Here is an 18857-nt window from a genome sequence, read left to right on the forward strand (position 1 = left end):
ATTTGGGCGTACGGAACCGGCGAGACAAGACATAGAGCTCCCGTGCGGCGCCCACGCCCCGGATGGCGGCCCCGCGCATCTAGCGCGAGCCGCGGCCATCACCGGACCAGGCGCGGCGCCCGGGAGCGTGACGGGAGAACCGCCCGCATGCTTGAGCCGAACGAACCCACTGAGGGCTCGCAGAACGACACCCCCAGCGACACCCTGCCGCCGCGCCGCAGGCGCCGCGCGGCCTCGCGTCCCGCGGGCCCGCCGACGGGCGCCGCAGCCGCGGCTCCGGCCATACCGGCCACCCCCGCCGCCCAGGACATCGAAGACGCCGAAGAGACCGAAGAGGTGGCCGAGGCCGCCGAGGCTCCGGCGCAGCCCGAGCCCGAGGCCGCTCCGGCGCCGCGTGCGCGCCGTCGTGCGACCCGCCGGGCCTCCGCTCCGGCCGGTGCGCCGCAGGCCGCCGCCGACGTGCCGGAGCCCGCACAGGCCCAGGCCCCCGCGCCCGCCGAGGAAGAAGCCGAGCCCGAGGCCGAGGCCGCCCCGGCGCCGCGTGCGCGCCGTCGTGCGACCCGTCGCGCCTCCGCGCCCGCCGGTGAGCCGAAGGCCACGGCCAAGGAGCCGGCAGCCGTGGCGGAGGAGGCCCCCGCCGCGGCCGAGCCCGAGGCCGTGCCCGAGCCCGAGCCCGCAGCCGAGGAGGCCGCGCCGCGCCGTGCGCGCCGTCGCGCCACCCGTGGCGCCTCCGCGCCCGCCGGTGCGCCGAAGGCCGCCGCCGAGGACAAGCCCGCGGAGAAGGTGGCCGAGAAGGCGGCGGATAAGGCCCCGGAGCCGGTGGTCGCCGAGAAGCAGGCCCCCGCCGGGGAAGCCGCCGCCGAGACCGAGGCACCCGCCCCGCGTCGCCGCCGCGCCACCCGTAAGACCGCGGCCGCCGGATTCTCGGCCCCCGCGGGACACAAGGCCCGCAAGGCCCGCAACAACGACGACTCCGGCGAGGAGGGCGGCCGCAAGCCCGCCCGCCCGGCCGTCGCCGTCTTCCAGGCCCCGGTGTTCGCCGAGCCGATGTTCCAGACCCCGGAGCGCGCCGCCGCGGCGGCCGCCGCCGAGGCCGCGGAGCCGGAGCCCGCCGAGCCCGTGGCCCCCGCCGCCCCCGTGGCGCAGGAGGAGCCGGCCCCGCGCCGTCGCCGCCGCCGTCGGGCCGCCGACGAGCAGCCAGCGGCCGCCGAGGAGCGCGAGCCCGTCAAGGCCGCCGATGTGCAGCCGGACGACGCGCCCGACGCCGACGACGCCCCCGAGGACACCGACGCCGTCGAGCAGGCGGAGTCCGACGACGACACCGAGGACTCCGGCGAGCGCCAGGGCCGTCGCCGTCGTCGCGGTGGCCGTCGCCGCCGTCGCGGTGACTCCGCGGAGCAGGACGAGCAGAACGACACGTCGGGCGAGTCCGACGATGCCGCCGAGCAGGCGGAGCGCGCGGGCGACGAGGACGCGACGGACGCCGCCGAGCAGGACGACGAGGACACCGACGCCGACGACTCCTCGGAGTCCGGTGGTTCGGGCTCCAGCAGCAGCCGTCGTCGCCGCCGTCGCCGTCGTCGCGCCGGTGACTCCGCCGAGGGCGAGCCGGGCGACGGCGACCCGGAGCGTACGGTCGTCAAGGTCCGTGAGCCGCGCAAGAAGGAAGAGCGCGAGCCCGGCACCGGCGCCGACGAGGTCCAGTCCATCAAGGGCTCGACGCGTCTGGAGGCCAAGAAGCAGCGCCGCCGCGAGGGTCGCGAGCAGGGCCGCCGCCGCGTGCCGATCATCACCGAGGCCGAGTTCCTGGCGCGCCGCGAGGCCGTCGAGCGCGTGATGGTCGTCCGCCAGAACGGCGAGCGCACCCAGATCGGCGTCCTTGAGGACAACGTGCTCGTCGAGCACTACGTCAACAAGGAACAGGCCACCTCGTACGTCGGCAACGTCTACCTGGGCAAGGTCCAGAACGTGCTGCCGTCCATGGAGGCCGCCTTCATCGACATCGGCAAGGGCCGCAACGCGGTCCTGTACGCCGGTGAGGTCAACTTCGAGGCGCTCGGGATGGCCAACGGCCCCCGGCGCATCGAGTCCGCCCTGAAGTCCGGCCAGTCGGTCCTCGTGCAGGTCACGAAGGACCCGATCGGCCACAAGGGCGCCCGCCTGACCAGCCAGGTCTCCCTGCCGGGCCGCTACCTCGTGTACGTGCCCGAGGGCTCGATGACCGGCATCAGCCGCAAGCTCCCTGACACCGAGCGCGCGCGTCTGAAGACCATCCTCAAGAAGATCGTCCCCGAGGACGCCGGCGTCATCGTGCGCACCGCGGCCGAGGGCGCGAGCGAGGACGAGCTGCGCCGCGACGTCGAGCGTCTGCAGGGCCAGTGGGAGGACATCCAGAAGAAGGCGAAGGCGGCCTCCACGAGCGCGCCGGGCCTGCTGTACGGCGAGCCGGACATGACCGTCCGCGTCGTCCGCGACATCTTCAACGAGGACTTCTCCAAGGTCATCGTCAGCGGCGACGACGCATGGGAGACCATCCACGGCTACGTCTCGCACGTGGCGCCCGACCTGGCGGACCGCCTCTCCCGGTGGACGTCCGAGGTGGACGTCTTCGCGACGTACCGCATCGACGAGCAGCTCGCCAAGGCGCTCGACCGCAAGGTCTGGCTGCCGAGCGGTGGTTCGCTGGTGATCGACAAGACCGAGGCGATGATCGTCGTCGACGTCAACACCGGCAAGTTCACCGGCCAGGGCGGCAACCTCGAAGAGACCGTGACGAGGAACAACCTCGAAGCGGCCGAGGAGATCGTGCGCCAGCTGCGGCTGCGGGACCTCGGCGGCATCGTCGTCATCGACTTCATCGACATGGTCCTGGAGTCCAACAGGGACCTGGTCCTGCGGCGCCTGCTCGAATGCCTCGGGCGCGACCGTACGAAGCACCAGGTCGCCGAGGTCACCTCGCTCGGCCTGGTCCAGATGACCCGCAAGCGCGTCGGCCAGGGGCTCCTGGAGTCCTTCTCCGAGACCTGCGTGCACTGCAACGGCCGCGGCGTCATCGTGCACATGGAGCAGCCGACCTCCGCCGGTGGCGGCGGCAAGCGCAAGAAGCGCGGGCGCGGCTCGGACCAGCAGGACCACGGTCACGAGCACACGCACGAGCACGACACGCAGTACGCCGAGAGCAGCGAGAGCACCGAGACCGAGGCCGAGGTCGAGGTGGCGTCCCCGGTGGCGCTGCCCGAGCCCGAGTTCGTGGCGGACGAGGAGCTGTACAGCAGTGCGGCCGAGGCGGAGGCCGCCGCTTCCCGCGGTGGCCGCTCGCGGCGCCGGGCGACCCGGCGGGCATCGGCTCCGGCCGGCGCCCCCCGCACCGAGTCCGCTCCCGATGCCCCGCAGGCCGACGCCCCGCAGGCGGAGGCTCTGCAGGCGGATGCCCCGAAGTCGGCGTCGGCGAAGAAGTCGGCCAAGCGGGCCAAGGCCGCCGAGAAGGCGGAGCGGGCCGCGAAGGCGGAGGCCAAGGCCGCCGAGGTGCCGGTCGTCGAGTCCGAGGTCGCGCGCACCGAGGCCCCGGCCGTCGAGGACCCGATGGTGGGTTCCCCCGCGGCCGTCGAGGCGGCCCAGGAGGCGCACGCCGAGGTGGCCGAGGCTCCCGTGCAGGACGCCGCGCCGAAGGGACGTACGCGCCGTCGTGCGGTCCGCAAGGCGACGTCGCCCGCCGGTTCGCCGAAGGCCGCGCAGAGCGCCGAGCCCGAGGCCGCCGAGGTGGTCGTGGCCGAGGCGCCCAAGGCGGAGCCGGTCGCCGAGCCCGTGGCCGAGGCGCCCGTCGCCGACGCCGCGCCGCCGCGTCCGCGTCGCCGTGCGGTCCGCAAGGCCACCGCGCCGACCGCGTCCGCGGAGACGGCCGTGATGGTCGTCCCGTCGGCGGAGAAGCCCGCTGAGAAGTCCGCCGAGAAGGCCGCGGAGCCCGCCGAGAAGACCGGGTCGGAGTCCGAGGCGCCCGCCGAGGAAGCCGCTCCGGCCAAGAAGACGGCGCGCAAGACGGCGGCCAAGAAGGCGCCCGCGAAGAAGACGGCCGCCAAGAAGACCGCGGCCAAGAAGACGGCCGCCAAGAAGACGACGGCCAAGAAGGCGACGAAGTCGACGGCGAAGAAGGCCGCGGCGGCGGAGCAGACGCCGTCCGGTGTCTCGGCGAGCGCCGAGGCCGGCGAGAGCTGACCTCTTCGCGACCTGGTGCCCCCTGTTCCGCGTGCGCGCGGGGCAGGGGGCACCGGCGTGTCCGGCGAATCGGCTTCCACAGCCCGAAAGCGTGAAGTGGGGCCCCCTGCCTTGGAGCGCGGGCAGATACCTGTAAAACTCATGCGGTCTGATAAGTGAACAGGGACGTGAGCGCGTGGTTGGGGAGACTGCGCGCCCGTGTCAGGGGAGGGATGACAGATGGCGCAAGCGCGCCTGCGAGGTACGGGACGTCACCGTGCCGTGAAACCGGTCAAGGGCGGTCGTCAGGCGGTCGCGCTGGCCACGGTCCTCTCGGCGGCCGGAATCCAGGCCGTCGGCTCCGTGGGGACCGCCTCGGCGGACCAGGGGCCCACCTGGACGGAAGGGCCGATCTTCAACGATCCGAAGGGCACCGTCGACCAGCAGTACGCGGTGCGCACCCGGCTGGTCGAGCTGACGAACGCCGCGGTGCCGGGCTCGACGATCAAGGTCGCGGTCTACCACGTGTGGGAGGCCACGGTCGTCGACGCGCTCGTGGCCGCCAAGCGGCGCGGCGTGCACGTGCAGATGCTGCTCGACTCGACCAGCAAGACCGACTGGCCGACGAACACCTCGTACAACACGCTGAAGTCGGCGCTGGGCACGGACCGGACCAAGTCGTCGTTCGTCTCGCTCTGTCCGACCGAGAAGTCCTGCCTGGGCGACCCGGCGCACGGCAAGTCGATCATGCACAACAAGTTCTGGCTGTTCTCGGAGGTCGAGGGCGCCAGGGACGTGGTCGTGCAGACCACCTCGAACTCGACGCCGTCGGCGCACACGAAGTTCTACAACGACGCGCTGCTGCTGCCGAACAACCCCGCCATGTACGACGCGTACGCGGAGTACTTCACCGACATGCTCGGCAAGCGCTGGGCCGACTGGGACTACCGCACGGTCAGCAGCGGCCGCTACAAGGCGTACTTCTTCCCGCGCAACGGCACGGTCAACGAGACCGACACCATGTACTCGGTCCTGAACAACGTGAAGTGCACGTACAAGGACGCGGCGGGCACCACGCAGCACACGAAGGTCCGCGCCGCGATCTTCAAGATCACCCGGCAGCAGATCGCCGACAAGCTCGTCTCGCTGAAGAAGTCCGGCTGCTCGGTGAGCATCCTGTACGCGGAGACGGACAGCGCCAAGAGCCAGGGCGGCACCCCGGGCACCTGGGAGCAGCTGCACACGTCGGGCGGCCCTTCCGTGCGCTGCTTCAACGACGACAGGGACCCGCTGCACCCCGGCACGCCCCTCACGACGCCCTACATCATCCACTCGAAGTACCTGCTGGTCGACGGCGTGTACGACGGCAAGCGGAACAAGGTCTCCTTCACCGGCTCGCAGAACTACACGGCGCCCGCGCTGCGCGAGAACGACGAGGCGATCGTCAAGATCGACGACGACTCGGTGCACGACACCTACCGTTCGCACTTCGACCGGACGCGGGCCGTGGCCTGGCCGGGCAGCGCGGACAAGACGGACCTGTGCAAGGGCGTCAAGCCGCTGCCGCCGGACGGTGAGAATCCCGTCAGGTGAGTGGGGGGAGCGGGGCCGGTTTGACCCTTCAGGGCGGGCCCCGTAACCTTGACCGTCGGCGTGTTCCTATACACCGCCACCCCCTGTAAACCTTTTTCCTCTCGTGGTCCGGGCCCTGGCTCAGGCCCATGAGAGAGGCTGTTCCGCTTCTGCGGGCGGCTGGACTGCGGGGGCACCGTTCCGAGCGAGAGAGAGATCCGCGTGTACGCCATCGTGCGCAGCGGTGGTCGCCAGCACAAGGTTGCTGTCGACGACATCGTTGAGGTTGACAAGATTTCCACTGCCAAGGTTGGCGACACGGTCGAGCTCTCGACCCTGCTCGTTGTCGACGGCGAAGCCGTGACGAGCGACCCGTGGGTGCTGGCCGGCATCAAGGTCCAGGCCGAGGTCGTGGACCACCACAAGGGCGCGAAGATCGACATCCTTCGCTACAAGAACAAGACCGGCTACCGCCGTCGTCAGGGTCACCGTCAGCAGTACACGGCGATCAAGATCACCGGTATCCCCACGGCTGCGAAGTAAGGGACTGAGACAAGATGGCACACAAGAAGGGCGCATCGTCCACTCGGAACGGGCGCGATTCCAATGCTCAGCGGCTCGGCGTGAAGCGCTTCGGCGGTCAGACCGTCAACGCCGGTGAGATCCTGGTCCGCCAGCGCGGCACCCACTTCCACCCGGGCTCGGGCGTCGGCCGCGGCAAGGACGACACCCTGTTCGCGCTGGACGCCGGTGCGGTGGAGTTCGGTACCCACCGCGGCCGCAAGGTCGTGAACATCGTTCCGGTCGCCTGAGTCCGTCTTCACTGACTGACAAGGCGCTCGTCGAGCGAGTTCTGCGAGGGCGGACCTTCTTCCCGGTGATCGGGAAGCGGGTCCGCCTTTCGCGTGTTACAGCTAAGACATTTCCGTACGCCCCCTCTGCCCTGAAGGCGTGGGGGGACCCCCAGGAGGCACCAAACCATGACCACCTTCGTGGACCGCGTCGAGCTGCACGCCGCCGCGGGTAACGGGGGCCACGGCTGTGCCTCCGTCCACCGTGAGAAGTTCAAGCCGCTCGGCGGCCCGGACGGCGGCAACGGCGGCCGTGGCGGCGACGTGATCCTGGTCGTCGACCAGGACGTCACGACGCTCCTCGACTACCACCACAGCCCGCACCGCAAGGCCACCAACGGCCAGCCCGGTGCCGGCGACAACCGCTCGGGCAAGGACGGCCAGGACCTGGTCCTGCCCGTCCCCGACGGCACGGTCGTCCTCGACAAGGAGGGCAACGTCCTCGCCGACATGGTCGGCCAGGGCACCACCTTCGTCGCGGGCCAGGGCGGCCGCGGCGGCCTCGGCAACGCGGCGCTGGCCTCCGCCCGGCGCAAGGCCCCCGGCTTCGCGCTGCTCGGCGTGCCCGGCGAGGAGCGGGACGTCGTCCTGGAGCTGAAGACCGTCGCCGACGTGGCCCTGGTGGGCTACCCGAGCGCCGGCAAGTCCTCGCTGATCTCCGTGCTGAGCGCGGCGAAGCCGAAGATCGCGGACTACCCGTTCACGACGCTCGTCCCCAACCTCGGCGTGGTGACGGCGGGATCGACGGTCTACACCGTCGCGGACGTGCCCGGCCTCATCCCCGGCGCCAGTCAGGGCCGCGGCCTCGGCCTGGAGTTCCTGCGCCACGTCGAGCGGTGCAGCGTGCTCGTGCACGTCCTGGACACGGCGACCCTGGAGTCCGACCGCGACCCCGTCTCCGACCTCGACGTCATCGAGGCCGAGCTGCGGGAGTACGGCGCGGGCCTGGAGAAGCGCCCCCGCATCGTCGTGCTCAACAAGATCGACATCCCGGACGGGCAGGACCTCGCCGACCTGGTACGGCCCGACCTGGAAGAGCGCGGCTACCGCGTCTTCGAGGTCTCCGCCGTCGCGCACAAGGGCCTCAAGGAGCTCTCCTTCGGCCTCGCCGAGCTGGTCGCCGAGGCGCGTGCCGCGAAGCCGAAGGAGGAGGCGACCCGCATCGTCATCCGGCCCAAGGCCGTCGACGACAGCGGCTTCACGGTCACCCGCGAGGAGGTCGACGGCGAGCCGCTGTACCGCGTGCGCGGTGAGAAGCCGGAGCGCTGGATCCGCCAGACCGACTTCAACAACGACGAGGCCGTCGGCTACCTCGCGGACCGCCTCAACCGCCTCGGCGTCGAGGACGAGCTGATGAAGGCCGGTGCCCGCAACGGCGACGGCGTCGCCATCGGCCCCGAGGAGAACGCGGTCGTCTTCGACTGGGAGCCGACCATGATGGCGGGCGCGGAGATGCTGGGCCGTCGTGGCGAGGACCACCGTCTGGAAGCGCCGCGACCGGCCGCGCAGCGGCGCAAGGACCGCGAGGCGGAGCGGGACGACGCGCAGCGCGAGTACGACGACTTCGAGCCGTTCTAGGCCCAATGCCGTTGCGTTACGGGTTTGCGGGTTGGGGTCGTTGAATGGTGATTGCCCGGGTGCCGGTTCGGGTGGGTTGGGGCCAGGTGTGGTGCTCAGCCCGTTTGAGCCGGTAGTTGGACATCTTGCGTTTGACGACACGGGGCTGACTGCGCAGACGTCTGTCCGGTAGGAGTCGTTCCAGCAGGTCCTGCTGAAGCAGGACGAGGGTTCTGACCAGGAGCTCAGGGGGAAAAACTGCCCGGCGTGACGGTCACACTGCGTCGGGCGGAGCGCAGGGTTTCGGTGAAGGAGATCCGGTCGGGGTCCAGGCACCGGGCCGCGGCCGTTCTCACCATCAGCTCGCGCAGAGCGCGGTGGACCAGCAGGTGTGCCCAGATCTGCTGCAGGACGCCGTCGGGGGTCTTGCTGCTGAGGACGACGTGGGCTCCGCGTTGATGGGTCTTGATCTCCGCGAAGACGGTCTCTACTTCCCAGCGCTCCTGGTAGAGCGCGGCCAGCTGACGGGCGGGATGACGGCGGGCATCGAGCAGGCTGGTCACCAGCCGGTAGCCCTCGGCGGCATGACCGGTGCCGTCCAGCTGGTAGGCCATCACCCGCACGGTGACCGGGTTGGTATGGGCCGGATCGGTGTGGGCGTGGATGCGGGAGAGCCAGGATCCGTCCCGCAGCTGCCGGTCGACGGGCAGGATCCGGTTGGCGGGCACCCGCCCACAGCAGCTGGGCGCCGGTGGCGGTGAAGGACCGCCACAACGCAGCGCCGAGGAACTCGCGGTCGGCCAGGACCAGTTGGCCGGGGCCGCACGAACGGGGCAGACGACCCACCAAGGTCACTTCCCCGCTCCGGCAGCCGGCAAGTTCGGCGTCCAGTACGAGGTGCGTGCCGACCTCCACCAGGCAGACCATCCGCACCTGAGGAAACGAGCTCTTGTCGCTGCCGCGGCTGTTTCCGGGGCGTGCGAAGGCAGCCTCATTGGCCGCACTGTCGGCGACGTCCCAGCAGGTCCCGTCCACCGCCAGCAGCCGCAGTCCGCGCCAGAAGGAGCCCGGGGTGGCTTCGGTACCCATCGGTTTCGCGGTCGTGGTGAACAGCACCTGCAGCGGCTCCGGGCCCAGCCGCTGCCGGGCCCGGAACAGCGACGACTTCGCCGGGACATGCCAGGCGCCCAGCAGTCCCAGGCCTCGCAGCCCCTCGACCAGATGCCGCATCACGTCCAGATACGGAGCCGGCGAGAACAGGGCCAGCCCCAGCACGAAATACACCACCAGCCGGGCCGGGAGCAGGCGCTTGCGTTGCTCCGCACGACCGCACGCAGCCACCACCCGATCCACCAGACCTGGCGGATACACCCAGGTCAGCAGGCCTAAACCAGATAACTCAGAGACACTTGCAGCCACCCGAACCACCCCCGGGACACTGCACAGCAGCGTACGCCCGCAAGCTAACGCAACGGCATTGGTTCTAGGCCCTGTCGTCAAACTCCCGTCTGCCTCGCGACGCCTGGCACGCACGCTCGCCGCGTTGTCGGGCTCATCCCGGTACGCCCAGTACCGGGATGACCCTCCGCCTTGCGATCGCACGCACCAGACGCCGCGAGGCCGCCCTCCGGGCGAACGACGCGAGTTTGACGACAGGGCCTAGACGCGTTCTGGACGGGGACACCTTGGGCGCTTGGGCGGTGCCGTTGGGTGCCGCCCTTGTCAGGCACAGCCCAAGAGTCAAGGCACAGCCCAAGAGTCAGGGCACAGCCCAAGACGTATCGCCCCGGGCACGTCTTGCCCGCAGCGGGAGTCGCACGTGAGAAGGCCCCCGGAGCTCAGCTCCGGGGGCCTTCTCACGTCTGCGGGCGAGGTCACGCGGTGACCGAGTCCTCCGCGCCGTTCTGCTCGGACTGATCCGCCACGTCCTGGTCCATCTCCGCCGCCGCTTCCTCCGCGGCGCGCTGGCCGGGGATGTCCGCGTCGACGCGCTGCTCCATGCGGGCGCGGCGGGCGTCGGCCTGGGCGCACAGGGCGAGGGCCGCGGCGTTGAAGCGGGTCAGGGAAGGCGGGTCCGAGGGGCCGAGGAGGTGCTCCTTGAGCTCGGCGCGGGCCTCCGCGTGGGAGTCGAGCTCGGGGGCGCGTACGGCCTGCAGAAGGGCCGCCACGCCGCTCGCGTCGGGCGTGAGGATCGCCGCCGCGGACGCCGTCGGGAAGCTCGCGCGGAACTCCGCCTCGGTCATGCCTGCCGTGTTGGCGACGGCGTACGGCTTCTCGCTGCTCAGCCAGTCCGAGACGACCGAGGAGACGTCGCTGATCAGCAGGTCGGCCTGGTTGAAGCAGGTGAAGATCGCCGGGCGCGCGGCGGTGATGATCTGGTGCTCCCACTCGGGGTAGGACGCCCAGAACGCGGCCTCCCACGCGGCGGTCGCCGCGGCCACCGCGGCCTGCTGGTCGCCGTCCGGGGAGCCCTGGAGCATCATCCGCTCCTGTTCGTCCGCGCTCTTGCGGAAGGACCTGGCGGTCAGCCGGTCCAGCTCCACGGTGCGGCGGACCAGCTCGGCGGCGGCCTCGGGGCCGGGGCGCGCGCCGGAGCGCTTCGCGTTGGCGGCGAGGATCATCGCCTTGATGCGCTCGTTGGCGGCGCCCGCCTCGGGGTTCTGCGAGCCCGTCATCGGGTGCGGCTTGTAGAGGAGGCGCACGCCGGGGTCGGCGAGCAGCTCACGCACGATGTTCTCGCCGGCCAGGACCACCGAGGTGTTGCCGGGGTTGCCGTCCCAGCCCTCCCAGGTGGGGGCGTACAGGACGGTCGTGAACGCCCCGGTGGGCGCGCCGGAGTACGGGCGGATCGGCGACAGCTGCGGGCGGCCGACCTCGACCACGTCCTTGTCCTCGACGCCGATGTCCGCGAGCTGGTAGCGGTCGCGGGCCGCGGGGCCCGCCACCCACACCTCGTCGTACGCCTTCGCGTAGGGGTTGCAGGAGGAGAGCTTGTCGCTCTCGCCGTGGTTGATGAAGGCGTGCTTGATCGAGGGGATGCGCAGGACCTGCGAGGTCTTCGCGGCGTTCGCCGGGTGCAGCATCATCTTCAGCGTCGACGTCTCCAGGGAGAACATCGTGGCGACCTTCGGGAAGCAGATGATCGGCACGTCGGTCGCGTCGATCTTCTGCACCATGAACCGCTCGCGCAGCACGATCAGCGGCTTGCCGTCGAGCGCGGAGAGGGTGGAGAGCCACATGTTCGCCTGGTACGCGGACGTGGAGCCGCCGGAGAAGTACATGGCGACGGTCGGCTTGTACTCCGCCAGCCAGGCGTCGAGCCACTCCATGACCTTCTGGTCGTTCTTCGCCCGCTTCTTCGGGAACAGCCAGGTGGCGAGGTAGACCGCGCCGGAGCCGATCAGGACGAGGGAGATGCCGAGCCCGATACCGCCCCAGTACGCGTCGGCGGTCGCCGCGGTGATCATGAGGCCGACCGTGCCGGGCACCGAGAACGTCAGCAGACGGTGGGCCTGGCGGCGGGAGAGGATGCGCGGCGGCGCGGCCGTCAGGTGCAGCTCAGAGGTGTCGATGTTGCGCGTGACGATCGGCAGCGAGCGGGCGCGGCGCACGAGCACGGCGACGGCCTGGCAGCCGAAGTGCAGGGCGTAGAAGGCAAGCAGCGCGATGGTCAGCGGAGACTGCTCGGCCAGCGGCTCGATGCCGTCGATGCGCAGCAGACCCACCAGGATCAGCATGTCGCGCAGCAGCTGGCGGACCGTGACGTCGAAGCGGATCTTCCCCAGGAGGGAGAGGAGGCCCGGCTGCTTGTACTGCAGATAGATGTCGAGCGCGAGGTTCGCGGCGGCCGCGGCGATGAACACCGGGACGTAGGGGATCAGCGCGGTCGCGAGCTGCGTCGCGAAGAGCGCGAACATCGCGAACAGCGCTGACAGCTGCACGATGCGACGAGGGGCGAGTCCGGCAGAGGGCACGAGCTTGGGCTCCTGGCGGGGATGAAGGGGGAATGGGGGGAAGTCGACCACTGACCGTATGACGTGCGGTGGTCCCGTAGCAATCTTCCGTGACGTCAATCACCGGATAAAGGGGCAAACGGACTGAACCTTGAGGCCGCTTTCTGCCTCTGACCGGAATACGCCCTCCGCGCCCCGCCGCCCGCACGGCCCGGTCCGTCCCTCGGAACGGGCAGGCGCGGGGCCCCCGCGCTCACGTAGATTGCAGGTCCGGAAGAGGGCAGGTCCGGGGCATCGGGATCATTTGGGGAAGAGCGTGGCAGCGGCAAGGCAGTCAGTGGCAGATGCGCGGCGGGTCGTGGTCAAGGTCGGGTCGTCGTCCCTGACCACCGCATCGGGGGGCCTGGACGCGGACCGTGTCGACGCCCTCGTCGATGCCCTCGCCAAGAGCCGCAGCGGCGGCGAGCGCGAGATCGTGCTCGTGTCGTCCGGCGCCATCGCGGCGGGCCTGGCCCCGCTGGGCCTGGTGCGGCGCCCCAAGGACCTCGCCCGGCAGCAGGCGGCCGCAAGCGTGGGGCAGGGGCTGCTCGTGGCCCGCTACACCGCCTCCTTCGCGCGGTACGGCGTACGCGTGGGACAGGTGCTCCTCACCTCCGACGACATGGCCCGCAGGGCCCACCACCGCAACGCCTCGCGCACCCTCGACCAGCTGCTCGCCATGGGCGCGCTGCCGGTCGTGAACGAGAACGACACCGTGGCGACCGACGAGATCCGCTTCGGCGACAACGACCGGCTCGCCGCCCTCGTCGCCCACCTCGTCCACGCCGACCTCCTCGTCCTCCTCTCCGACGTCGACGGGCTCTACGACGGCGACCCCGCGAAGCCCGGCACCTCCCGGCTCGACGAGGTCACGGGCCCCGCCGACATGGCGCACGTCGAGATCGGCAGCGCGGGCAAGGCGGGCGTCGGCACCGGCGGGATGGTCACGAAGGTCGAGGCGGCCCGGATCGCCGCGGCCGCCGGCATCCCGGTCGTCCTGACCTCCGCGAGCCAGGCCGGCGACGCCCTCGCGGGCCGCGCCACGGGCACGTACTTCCACCGGACGGGCCGCCGCTCCGCCGACCGGCTGCTCTGGCTGCAGCACGCCTCCGAGCCGCGGGGCGCGCTCGTCCTCGACGCGGGCGCGGTGCACGCGGTCGTCGAGGGGCGCAAGTCGCTGCTGCCCGCCGGCATCGCCGGGGTCGAGGGCGACTTCACCGCGGGCGACCCGGTCGAGCTGCGGGACGCCGAGGGGCGGGCGGTGGCGCGCGGTCTGGTGAACTTCGACGCGAAGGAGGTCCCGATGCTCATCGGCCGCTCCACGCGCGATCTGGCACGGGAGCTCGGATCCGCGTACGAGCGGGAGGTCGTGCACCGCGACGACCTCGTCCTGCTGCACGGTTAGCCCCGGAGAAGTCCCGGGCCGCATCGGACCATCCGCCCCACACGCCCCACGCGCCCCGGCCGAAAACCGTCGCGAACGGCACGGGGCGACCGGCCCGTGCGAGGTGAAACTCCCCAAAACCGCCCCGCGAGACCGCTTGGCCTGCTCAACTTTGTTGAAGACAGTTCCGCACGACCATTGCGTATCTGCATCACCATTGCGTAAAGGAGGCCGTCGTGAGACGAGTGCGCTCGGGGGCGGCGTCCCGCGGCCCGGCTGAGCGGGCGCTGACGAGCGTCGCCGCGGGGGCGGTGTACGAGAGCGACCCGCACAGGGCGCGAGAGGGAGACCAGGGCGAGGGCCAGGAGAGCGAGACGGCGGACGTGCCGCGGCTGTGGCACGTCACGCTGAGCGTCTCCGGCGCCGAGGCCCCGCTGGACGAGGTCAGGCGCGGTCTCGAACAGCTCGCCCACGACCACCCCTTTCTGCTCACCAGCAGATATGCGCCGGACCACGCCGAGATCCGCTACTGGGAAGAGGCCCGGGACCTGCACGACGCGGCCGCGGTCGCGCTGCGGCTGTGGGGCGAGCACCGGCAGAGCGCGCAGCTGCCGCCCTGGGAGATCGTGGGGCTCGAAGTGATCGACCGCGACACCTATCACCAGCGGATAGCGGAAGGTTACGGACCGTTACCGGCCACGCCCGTGGGCGTGCACCCGTTTTGAGCCGTCGTCCCGCACCGGCGCCGAACCGCCGCTCCAGGGGCGGGTCCGGCCGCGGGCGCACGCCCCGGAGCGCGGCAGGGCCCGCCCCGGACAGCCGGTCTCGGGGACTGGAATAGCGGGTGGACGCCGCACCCGCGGGGATTACCCTGCGGGCATGACGTCGCTCTCTCCCGTCTCGCCCTACGACAACCTCTCGCCGGTCGCCCAGGCCGCCTACCGCGCCCGCGGCGCCGCCGCCACGCTCGCGCCACTGCCGCGCGCCGCCAAGGACGACGCGCTGCTCGCGATCGCCGACGCGCTCGAGGTGCGGACCGCCGAGATCGTCGAGGCCAACGGCAAGGACATCGCGCGGGCCCGCGAGGCCGGCACCGACGAGGGCATCGTGGACCGGCTCACCCTCACCCCCGAGCGGGTCCGCGCCATCGCCGCCGACGTGCGCGACGTGGCCGCCCTGCCCGACCCGGTCGGCGAGATCGTCCGCGGCTCGACCCTCCCCAACGGCATCGACCTGCGCCAGGTCCGCGTCCCGCTCGGCGTCGTCGGCATCATCTACGAGGCCCGCCCGAACGTCACCGTGGACGCCGCCGCCCTCTGCCTGAAGTCCGGCAACGCCGTCCTGCTGCGCGGCTCGTCGTCCGCGTATGCCTCGAACACCGCCCTGGTGCGGGTCCTGCGCGACGCGGTGCACGGCGCGGGACTGCCCGCGGACGCCGTCCAGCTCGTCCCGGGCGAGAACCGTGACTCCGTGCGGGAGCTGATGCGGGCCCGCGGCCTGGTCGACGTCCTCATTCCGCGCGGCGGCGCCTCGCTGATCAGGACCGTCGTCGAGGAGTCCACCGTCCCGGTCATCGAGACGGGCACCGGCAACTGCCACGTGTACGTCGACGCCGAGGCCGACATCGACATGGCCGTCGACATCCTGATCAACTCCAAGGCGCAGCGCCCCAGCGTCTGCAACGCCGCCGAGACGCTGCTCGTGCACCGGGACATCGCCGACGCGTTCCTGCCGCGCGCCCTGGACGCCCTCGCCGATGCCGGGGTGACCGTCCACGCCGACGAGCGCGTCCTCACGTACGCGGACGCCACCAAGGCCACCGTCGTGCCCGCGACCACCGAGGACTGGGAGACCGAGTACCTCTCGTACGACATCGCGGCCGCCGTGGTCGACACCCTGGAGCAGGCCGTCGAGCACATCCGGCTGTGGACCTCCGGGCACACGGAGGCCATCGTCACCACCTCGCAGCGGGCCGCCCGCCGCTTCACCCAGCTCGTCGACTCCACCACGGTCGCCGTGAACGCCTCGACGCGCTTCACCGACGGCGGCCAGTTCGGCTTCGGCGCCGAGATCGGCATCTCCACGCAGAAGCTGCACGCGCGCGGCCCCATGGGGCTGCCCGAGCTGACCTCGACCAAGTACATCGTGACGGGTGACGGCCACGTGCGCTGAGCGCCCGGTGAGTTGAACGTCGTCCCGGCTGAATTCCCTTGGCGTCTGCCCAAATTGCCCCGCCCAGGTCTACTCTGGAGGGGTGCCGGAGGACGTGGGGGGCACGCCGTCGTTCCCTGACGGCTGGGAGCCCGACGACGACCGCGACCACGGGGGTGCGGACGATGAGTTCGCCTCCGTGGTCTTCGACGAGGACTTCGTGCGAGCCGCGGAGGTCCATGAACTGTCCGCGGTGGAGCGGCTGTTGGCCGCCGCGCAGGCGCGCGCCGACGCCTCGGAGGCCGAGGCCCGCCGGGCGCGCACCCGGGGCCCGGCCGCCGACGCGACGGACGACGAGCTCTACGAGGACGGCTTCGGGCCCGACGGCGGCAGTGGCTTCGGGCGCGACGACGACTTCGACGACGCCTGCGAACACGACCCCCTCGTCGAGAGGTACGGCCGCCCGGGCCGCCACCCCGGCCGGCTCCGCTGGCACCGCCCCATAGCGTGGCTGCTCGCCCTCCTGATGGGCATCGGCATGGTCGCCCTCGCCTTCACGGCCGTCTACCGCGGCGCCTCGTCCGGCCGTCAGGAGCAGGTGCCGACGCCCGCCTCGACCGAGGTCGGACAGAGCGCCGGCAAAGAGGCGCCGCTCAGCCCCTCCGTCTCGGCCGAGTTCAGCCAGTCGGGGGCGCCCGCGGTGCCCCGCACGCCGTGAGCGCGACCCCGTCCGGCCTGGCACATCGCCGCCGCGGGCGGCCGCACCCGGCCGTGAAGAGTTGTCGGAACTTGTCGTGTACCAGGGCGTTTACCTGGCGGCCCGGAGACCTACCCTGAAGGTATGGGCGGGCCAGGGGAACCACCGACGGGGATGCCCGAGGGCGCTCCTGGGGGCGGCGAGGACGAGTACCGATCCGTCGTCTTCGACGAGTCGTTCGTCCGTGCTGCCCGGCTCCAGGAGTTCTCCGCGCAGGAGCGCCTCGACGATCACACGCGCGCCGTGCGCCGCCGCCCCGGCCTCCACAAGGCCCTGTCGCGGCAGCTCGTCATCCTCGTCGTGCTGATCGCGGTGGCCTTCGGCACGGCGATCTACATGGGCGTACGGCACCCGTATCAGTCCCCGGTGAACAAGCCCCCCGAGCCCCTGCGCATGACGGTGATACCGCTCGCCCCCGCGGGCCGGGTGCCCGGTTCCGGGAGCGTCGACGACCTCTACGCGCACAGCCCGGCCGCGCAGTTCCGGGTGGGCGCCGCAGGCATCAACCTCCCTGCCGTCCGCCGCACTTCACACTTCTCGGACGGCCAGGCGATGGCCGCGCTGATCATCGCCAAGGACTATCTGGTCGAGTCCTCGCTCGACCCGGACGCGCTCACCGGCGGCTCCCCGCGCTCCGTGCGGCTCCTGGTCGACCCGCAGCAATTCAGCCAGTTCGACCGGAGCTTCGCCCGCCCGGCGGCCGACGGGCGGCACGCGGCCACCGGCTGGCTGGTGCGGTTCGACCCGGCGAAGACCGCGCTCGCCGACAAGCGGGTCAGGGCCGAGGGCACGCTGCGGGTCGTCGAGACCGACAGGAACACGCTGGAGGTGACCTCGGAGCACACGTTCGTATACGCGCTGCGGCCTGCCGCCCGGCAGGCGGGGGAGAAGCGGGCCGCGGCCTCCCTGTTCACCGTCCGCCGTGAGCTGCACTTCCGCTTCGACCGTGACGACCTGCGGATGCACCGGGCCGAGGTGCTCACCTCCGCCACTCAGGCGGGCCCCCTCGCCTGCGCGGCCGGCACGGCGGAGCACCTGCTGCCGCTGCTCGCCGGGCAGAAGGCGGAGGCGGGCGGTCCGGCCGGCACCGATCCGTACGGGACGGGGAACGCGACGGCGCTGTGCGGGTCGCTCGCGACGACCGCACAGCCTTCGCTCTCGGCCTCTTGAGGGCTGCTTGTCGGTCGTGAGGGCTACTTGTCGTACGGGGTGCTGTCGTCGTCGTCCGGGCCGTTCTGGCCGCTCGGACCCTGGCCGCTCTGACCCTGACCACTCTGACCCTGACCGCTCCGGCCCTGGCCGCCGCCCTGGCCCGTGAACTTCCCGCGCAGCTTGCCGCCCAGGTCGCCCGCGCCGCCCGCGATGTCGTTGACCAGCTTCATCAGCGGGTCCTTGCTGCTCCGCACATCGTCGGCGTACGACGACGCGGACTGCCGGAAGGAGTCGGAGACCGAGGTGTCCTTGTCCTCGTCGCGGCGCGGGTAGTGGCCGTCCATGATCCGCTGGTAGTCGCGAGCCGCCGGGGAATCGGCCCACTTCTTCAGCTCGGCGGCGCGGACCGTGGCGAAGGGGTGCGTGCGCGGCAGGACGTTCAGGATCTTCAGCACGGAGTCGCGCAGATCGCCCCCGGCCTCGTACTCCTCGGCCTGCTCCAGGAACGCGTCCACGTTCATCTCGTGCAGGTGGTTGCCGCCCGCGAGCTTCATCAGGCCGCGCATCGACGCCTGCAGGTCCTGGCCGACGAGCAGCCCCGCCCGGTCCGCCGACAGCTCGGACTTGCGGAACCACTCGCGCAGGGCCGTGACGATCGCCATGATCGCGACATTGCCGAGCGGGATCCACGCGACCTTCAGCGCGAGGTTGGTGAGGAACAGCAGGATCGTGCGGTAGACGGAGTGGCCGGAGAGGGCGTGGCCCACCTCGTGGCCCACGACCGCCCGCATCTCCTCCTCGTCGAGCAGCTCGACGAGCCCCGTCGTCACGACGATGATCGGCTCGTCGAGGCCGATGCACATCGCGTTCGGGTTCGGGTCCTGGTTGACGTACATCGGCGGGACCTTCTCCAGGTCCAGGATGTAGCAGGCGTCCCGCAGCATGGTGTTGAGGTGCGCGAACTGGGCGTCGGACACCCGCACCGAGTCCGACAGGAACAGGAGCCTGAGGCTCCGCTCGGGCAGCAGGCCGCTGAGCGCCTTGAAGACCGTGTCGAAGCCGGTGAGCCTGCGCAGGGCCACCAGGGCCGAGCGGTCCGCCGGGTGCTCGTACGCCCGTGACGAGATGCCGGGGAAGCGCCTGCGCTGCCTGCTCGGCACGCGCTCGTGGCCCTCGCCGCCCCCGCGGTGGTTGTCGTCGGTCATGCCGTGTCCCCCATGTCTCGTCCTCCTGTGCCCCCGAGGTGGGGC

Annotated in this window: 13 protein-coding genes and 1 pseudogene; 10 read left to right on the forward strand and 4 right to left on the reverse strand. The window is 71.6% G+C overall.

What is annotated here, in order from left to right; translation table 11 throughout:
* The first annotated feature begins 147 nt into the window (after positions 1 to 147).
* The 5 genes from ACFVYL_RS10520 (at position 148) to obgE (ending at position 8192) form a co-directional block, all read left to right on the forward strand.
* A complete protein-coding gene (locus ACFVYL_RS10520; protein WP_389714416.1) occupies positions 148 to 4212 on the forward strand; it encodes an Rne/Rng family ribonuclease in 4065 nt (1354 codons plus the stop codon).
* A 261-nt stretch (positions 4213 to 4473) separates the two neighbouring features.
* Positions 4474 to 5784, forward strand: a complete 1311-nt coding sequence (locus ACFVYL_RS10525; protein ID WP_389714417.1) for a phospholipase D-like domain-containing protein — start codon at positions 4474 to 4476, stop codon at positions 5782 to 5784.
* A 201-nt stretch (positions 5785 to 5985) separates the two neighbouring features.
* Positions 5986 to 6306, forward strand: coding sequence for a 50S ribosomal protein L21 (gene rplU, locus ACFVYL_RS10530; protein ID WP_365355698.1), 321 nt, complete (start codon positions 5986 to 5988; stop codon positions 6304 to 6306).
* Between the two features lie 14 nt (positions 6307 to 6320).
* Positions 6321 to 6575 (forward strand): 50S ribosomal protein L27, encoded by a 255-nt coding sequence (gene rpmA, locus ACFVYL_RS10535; protein WP_030564037.1) that lies wholly within the window; start codon positions 6321 to 6323, stop codon positions 6573 to 6575.
* A gap of 168 nt (positions 6576 to 6743) precedes the next feature.
* Positions 6744 to 8192, forward strand: a complete 1449-nt coding sequence (obgE, locus tag ACFVYL_RS10540; protein WP_389714419.1) for a GTPase ObgE — start codon at positions 6744 to 6746, stop codon at positions 8190 to 8192.
* 224 nt (positions 8193 to 8416) lie between these two features.
* Here obgE and ACFVYL_RS10545 read toward each other — a convergent pair whose 3' ends face one another.
* The 3 genes and pseudogenes from ACFVYL_RS10545 to ACFVYL_RS10555 form a co-directional block, all read right to left on the reverse strand.
* Positions 8417 to 8899 carry a transposase gene (locus tag ACFVYL_RS10545; protein ID WP_389714420.1) on the reverse strand — a complete coding sequence of 161 codons (483 nt, stop codon included), beginning with the start codon at positions 8897 to 8899 and terminating at the stop codon, positions 8417 to 8419.
* Between the two features lie 64 nt (positions 8900 to 8963).
* Positions 8964 to 9773, reverse strand: a pseudogene (locus ACFVYL_RS10550) (IS4 family transposase); the annotation flags it as partial.
* Between the two features lie 272 nt (positions 9774 to 10045).
* Positions 10046 to 12145 carry a hypothetical protein gene (locus tag ACFVYL_RS10555; protein WP_389714422.1) on the reverse strand — a complete coding sequence of 700 codons (2100 nt, stop codon included), beginning with the start codon at positions 12143 to 12145 and terminating at the stop codon, positions 10046 to 10048.
* A gap of 316 nt (positions 12146 to 12461) precedes the next feature.
* Here ACFVYL_RS10555 and proB point away from each other — a divergent pair, with 316 nt between their 5' ends.
* The 5 genes from proB (at position 12462) to ACFVYL_RS10580 (ending at position 17625) form a co-directional block, all read left to right on the forward strand.
* Positions 12462 to 13568 carry a glutamate 5-kinase gene (proB, locus tag ACFVYL_RS10560; protein ID WP_389714424.1) on the forward strand — a complete coding sequence of 369 codons (1107 nt, stop codon included), beginning with the start codon at positions 12462 to 12464 and terminating at the stop codon, positions 13566 to 13568.
* A 215-nt stretch (positions 13569 to 13783) separates the two neighbouring features.
* A complete protein-coding gene (locus ACFVYL_RS10565) occupies positions 13784 to 14272 on the forward strand; it encodes a hypothetical protein (RefSeq protein WP_389714426.1) in 489 nt (162 codons plus the stop codon).
* Positions 14273 to 14426: 154 nt separating this feature from the next.
* Positions 14427 to 15719, forward strand: coding sequence for a glutamate-5-semialdehyde dehydrogenase (locus ACFVYL_RS10570; RefSeq protein ID WP_389714428.1), 1293 nt, complete (start codon positions 14427 to 14429; stop codon positions 15717 to 15719).
* An 82-nt stretch (positions 15720 to 15801) separates the two neighbouring features.
* Entirely contained in the window at positions 15802 to 16416 is a 615-nt protein-coding gene (locus ACFVYL_RS10575) for a hypothetical protein (protein WP_389714430.1), read from the forward strand.
* 123 nt (positions 16417 to 16539) lie between these two features.
* Positions 16540 to 17625, forward strand: coding sequence for a hypothetical protein (locus ACFVYL_RS10580; protein ID WP_389714431.1), 1086 nt, complete (start codon positions 16540 to 16542; stop codon positions 17623 to 17625).
* 23 nt (positions 17626 to 17648) lie between these two features.
* Here the strand turns inward: ACFVYL_RS10580 and ACFVYL_RS10585 are convergent, their stop codons facing one another.
* Positions 17649 to 18812: a M48 family metallopeptidase gene (locus ACFVYL_RS10585; protein WP_389714432.1), complete on the reverse strand. Its 1164-nt coding sequence runs from the start codon at positions 18810 to 18812 to the stop codon at positions 17649 to 17651.
* Between the last annotated feature and the right edge of the window lie 45 nt (positions 18813 to 18857).

The sequence above is a fragment of the Streptomyces sp. NPDC058308 genome, from assembly GCF_042880275.1.
Classification (GTDB): Bacteria; Actinomycetota; Actinomycetes; order Streptomycetales; family Streptomycetaceae; genus Streptomyces.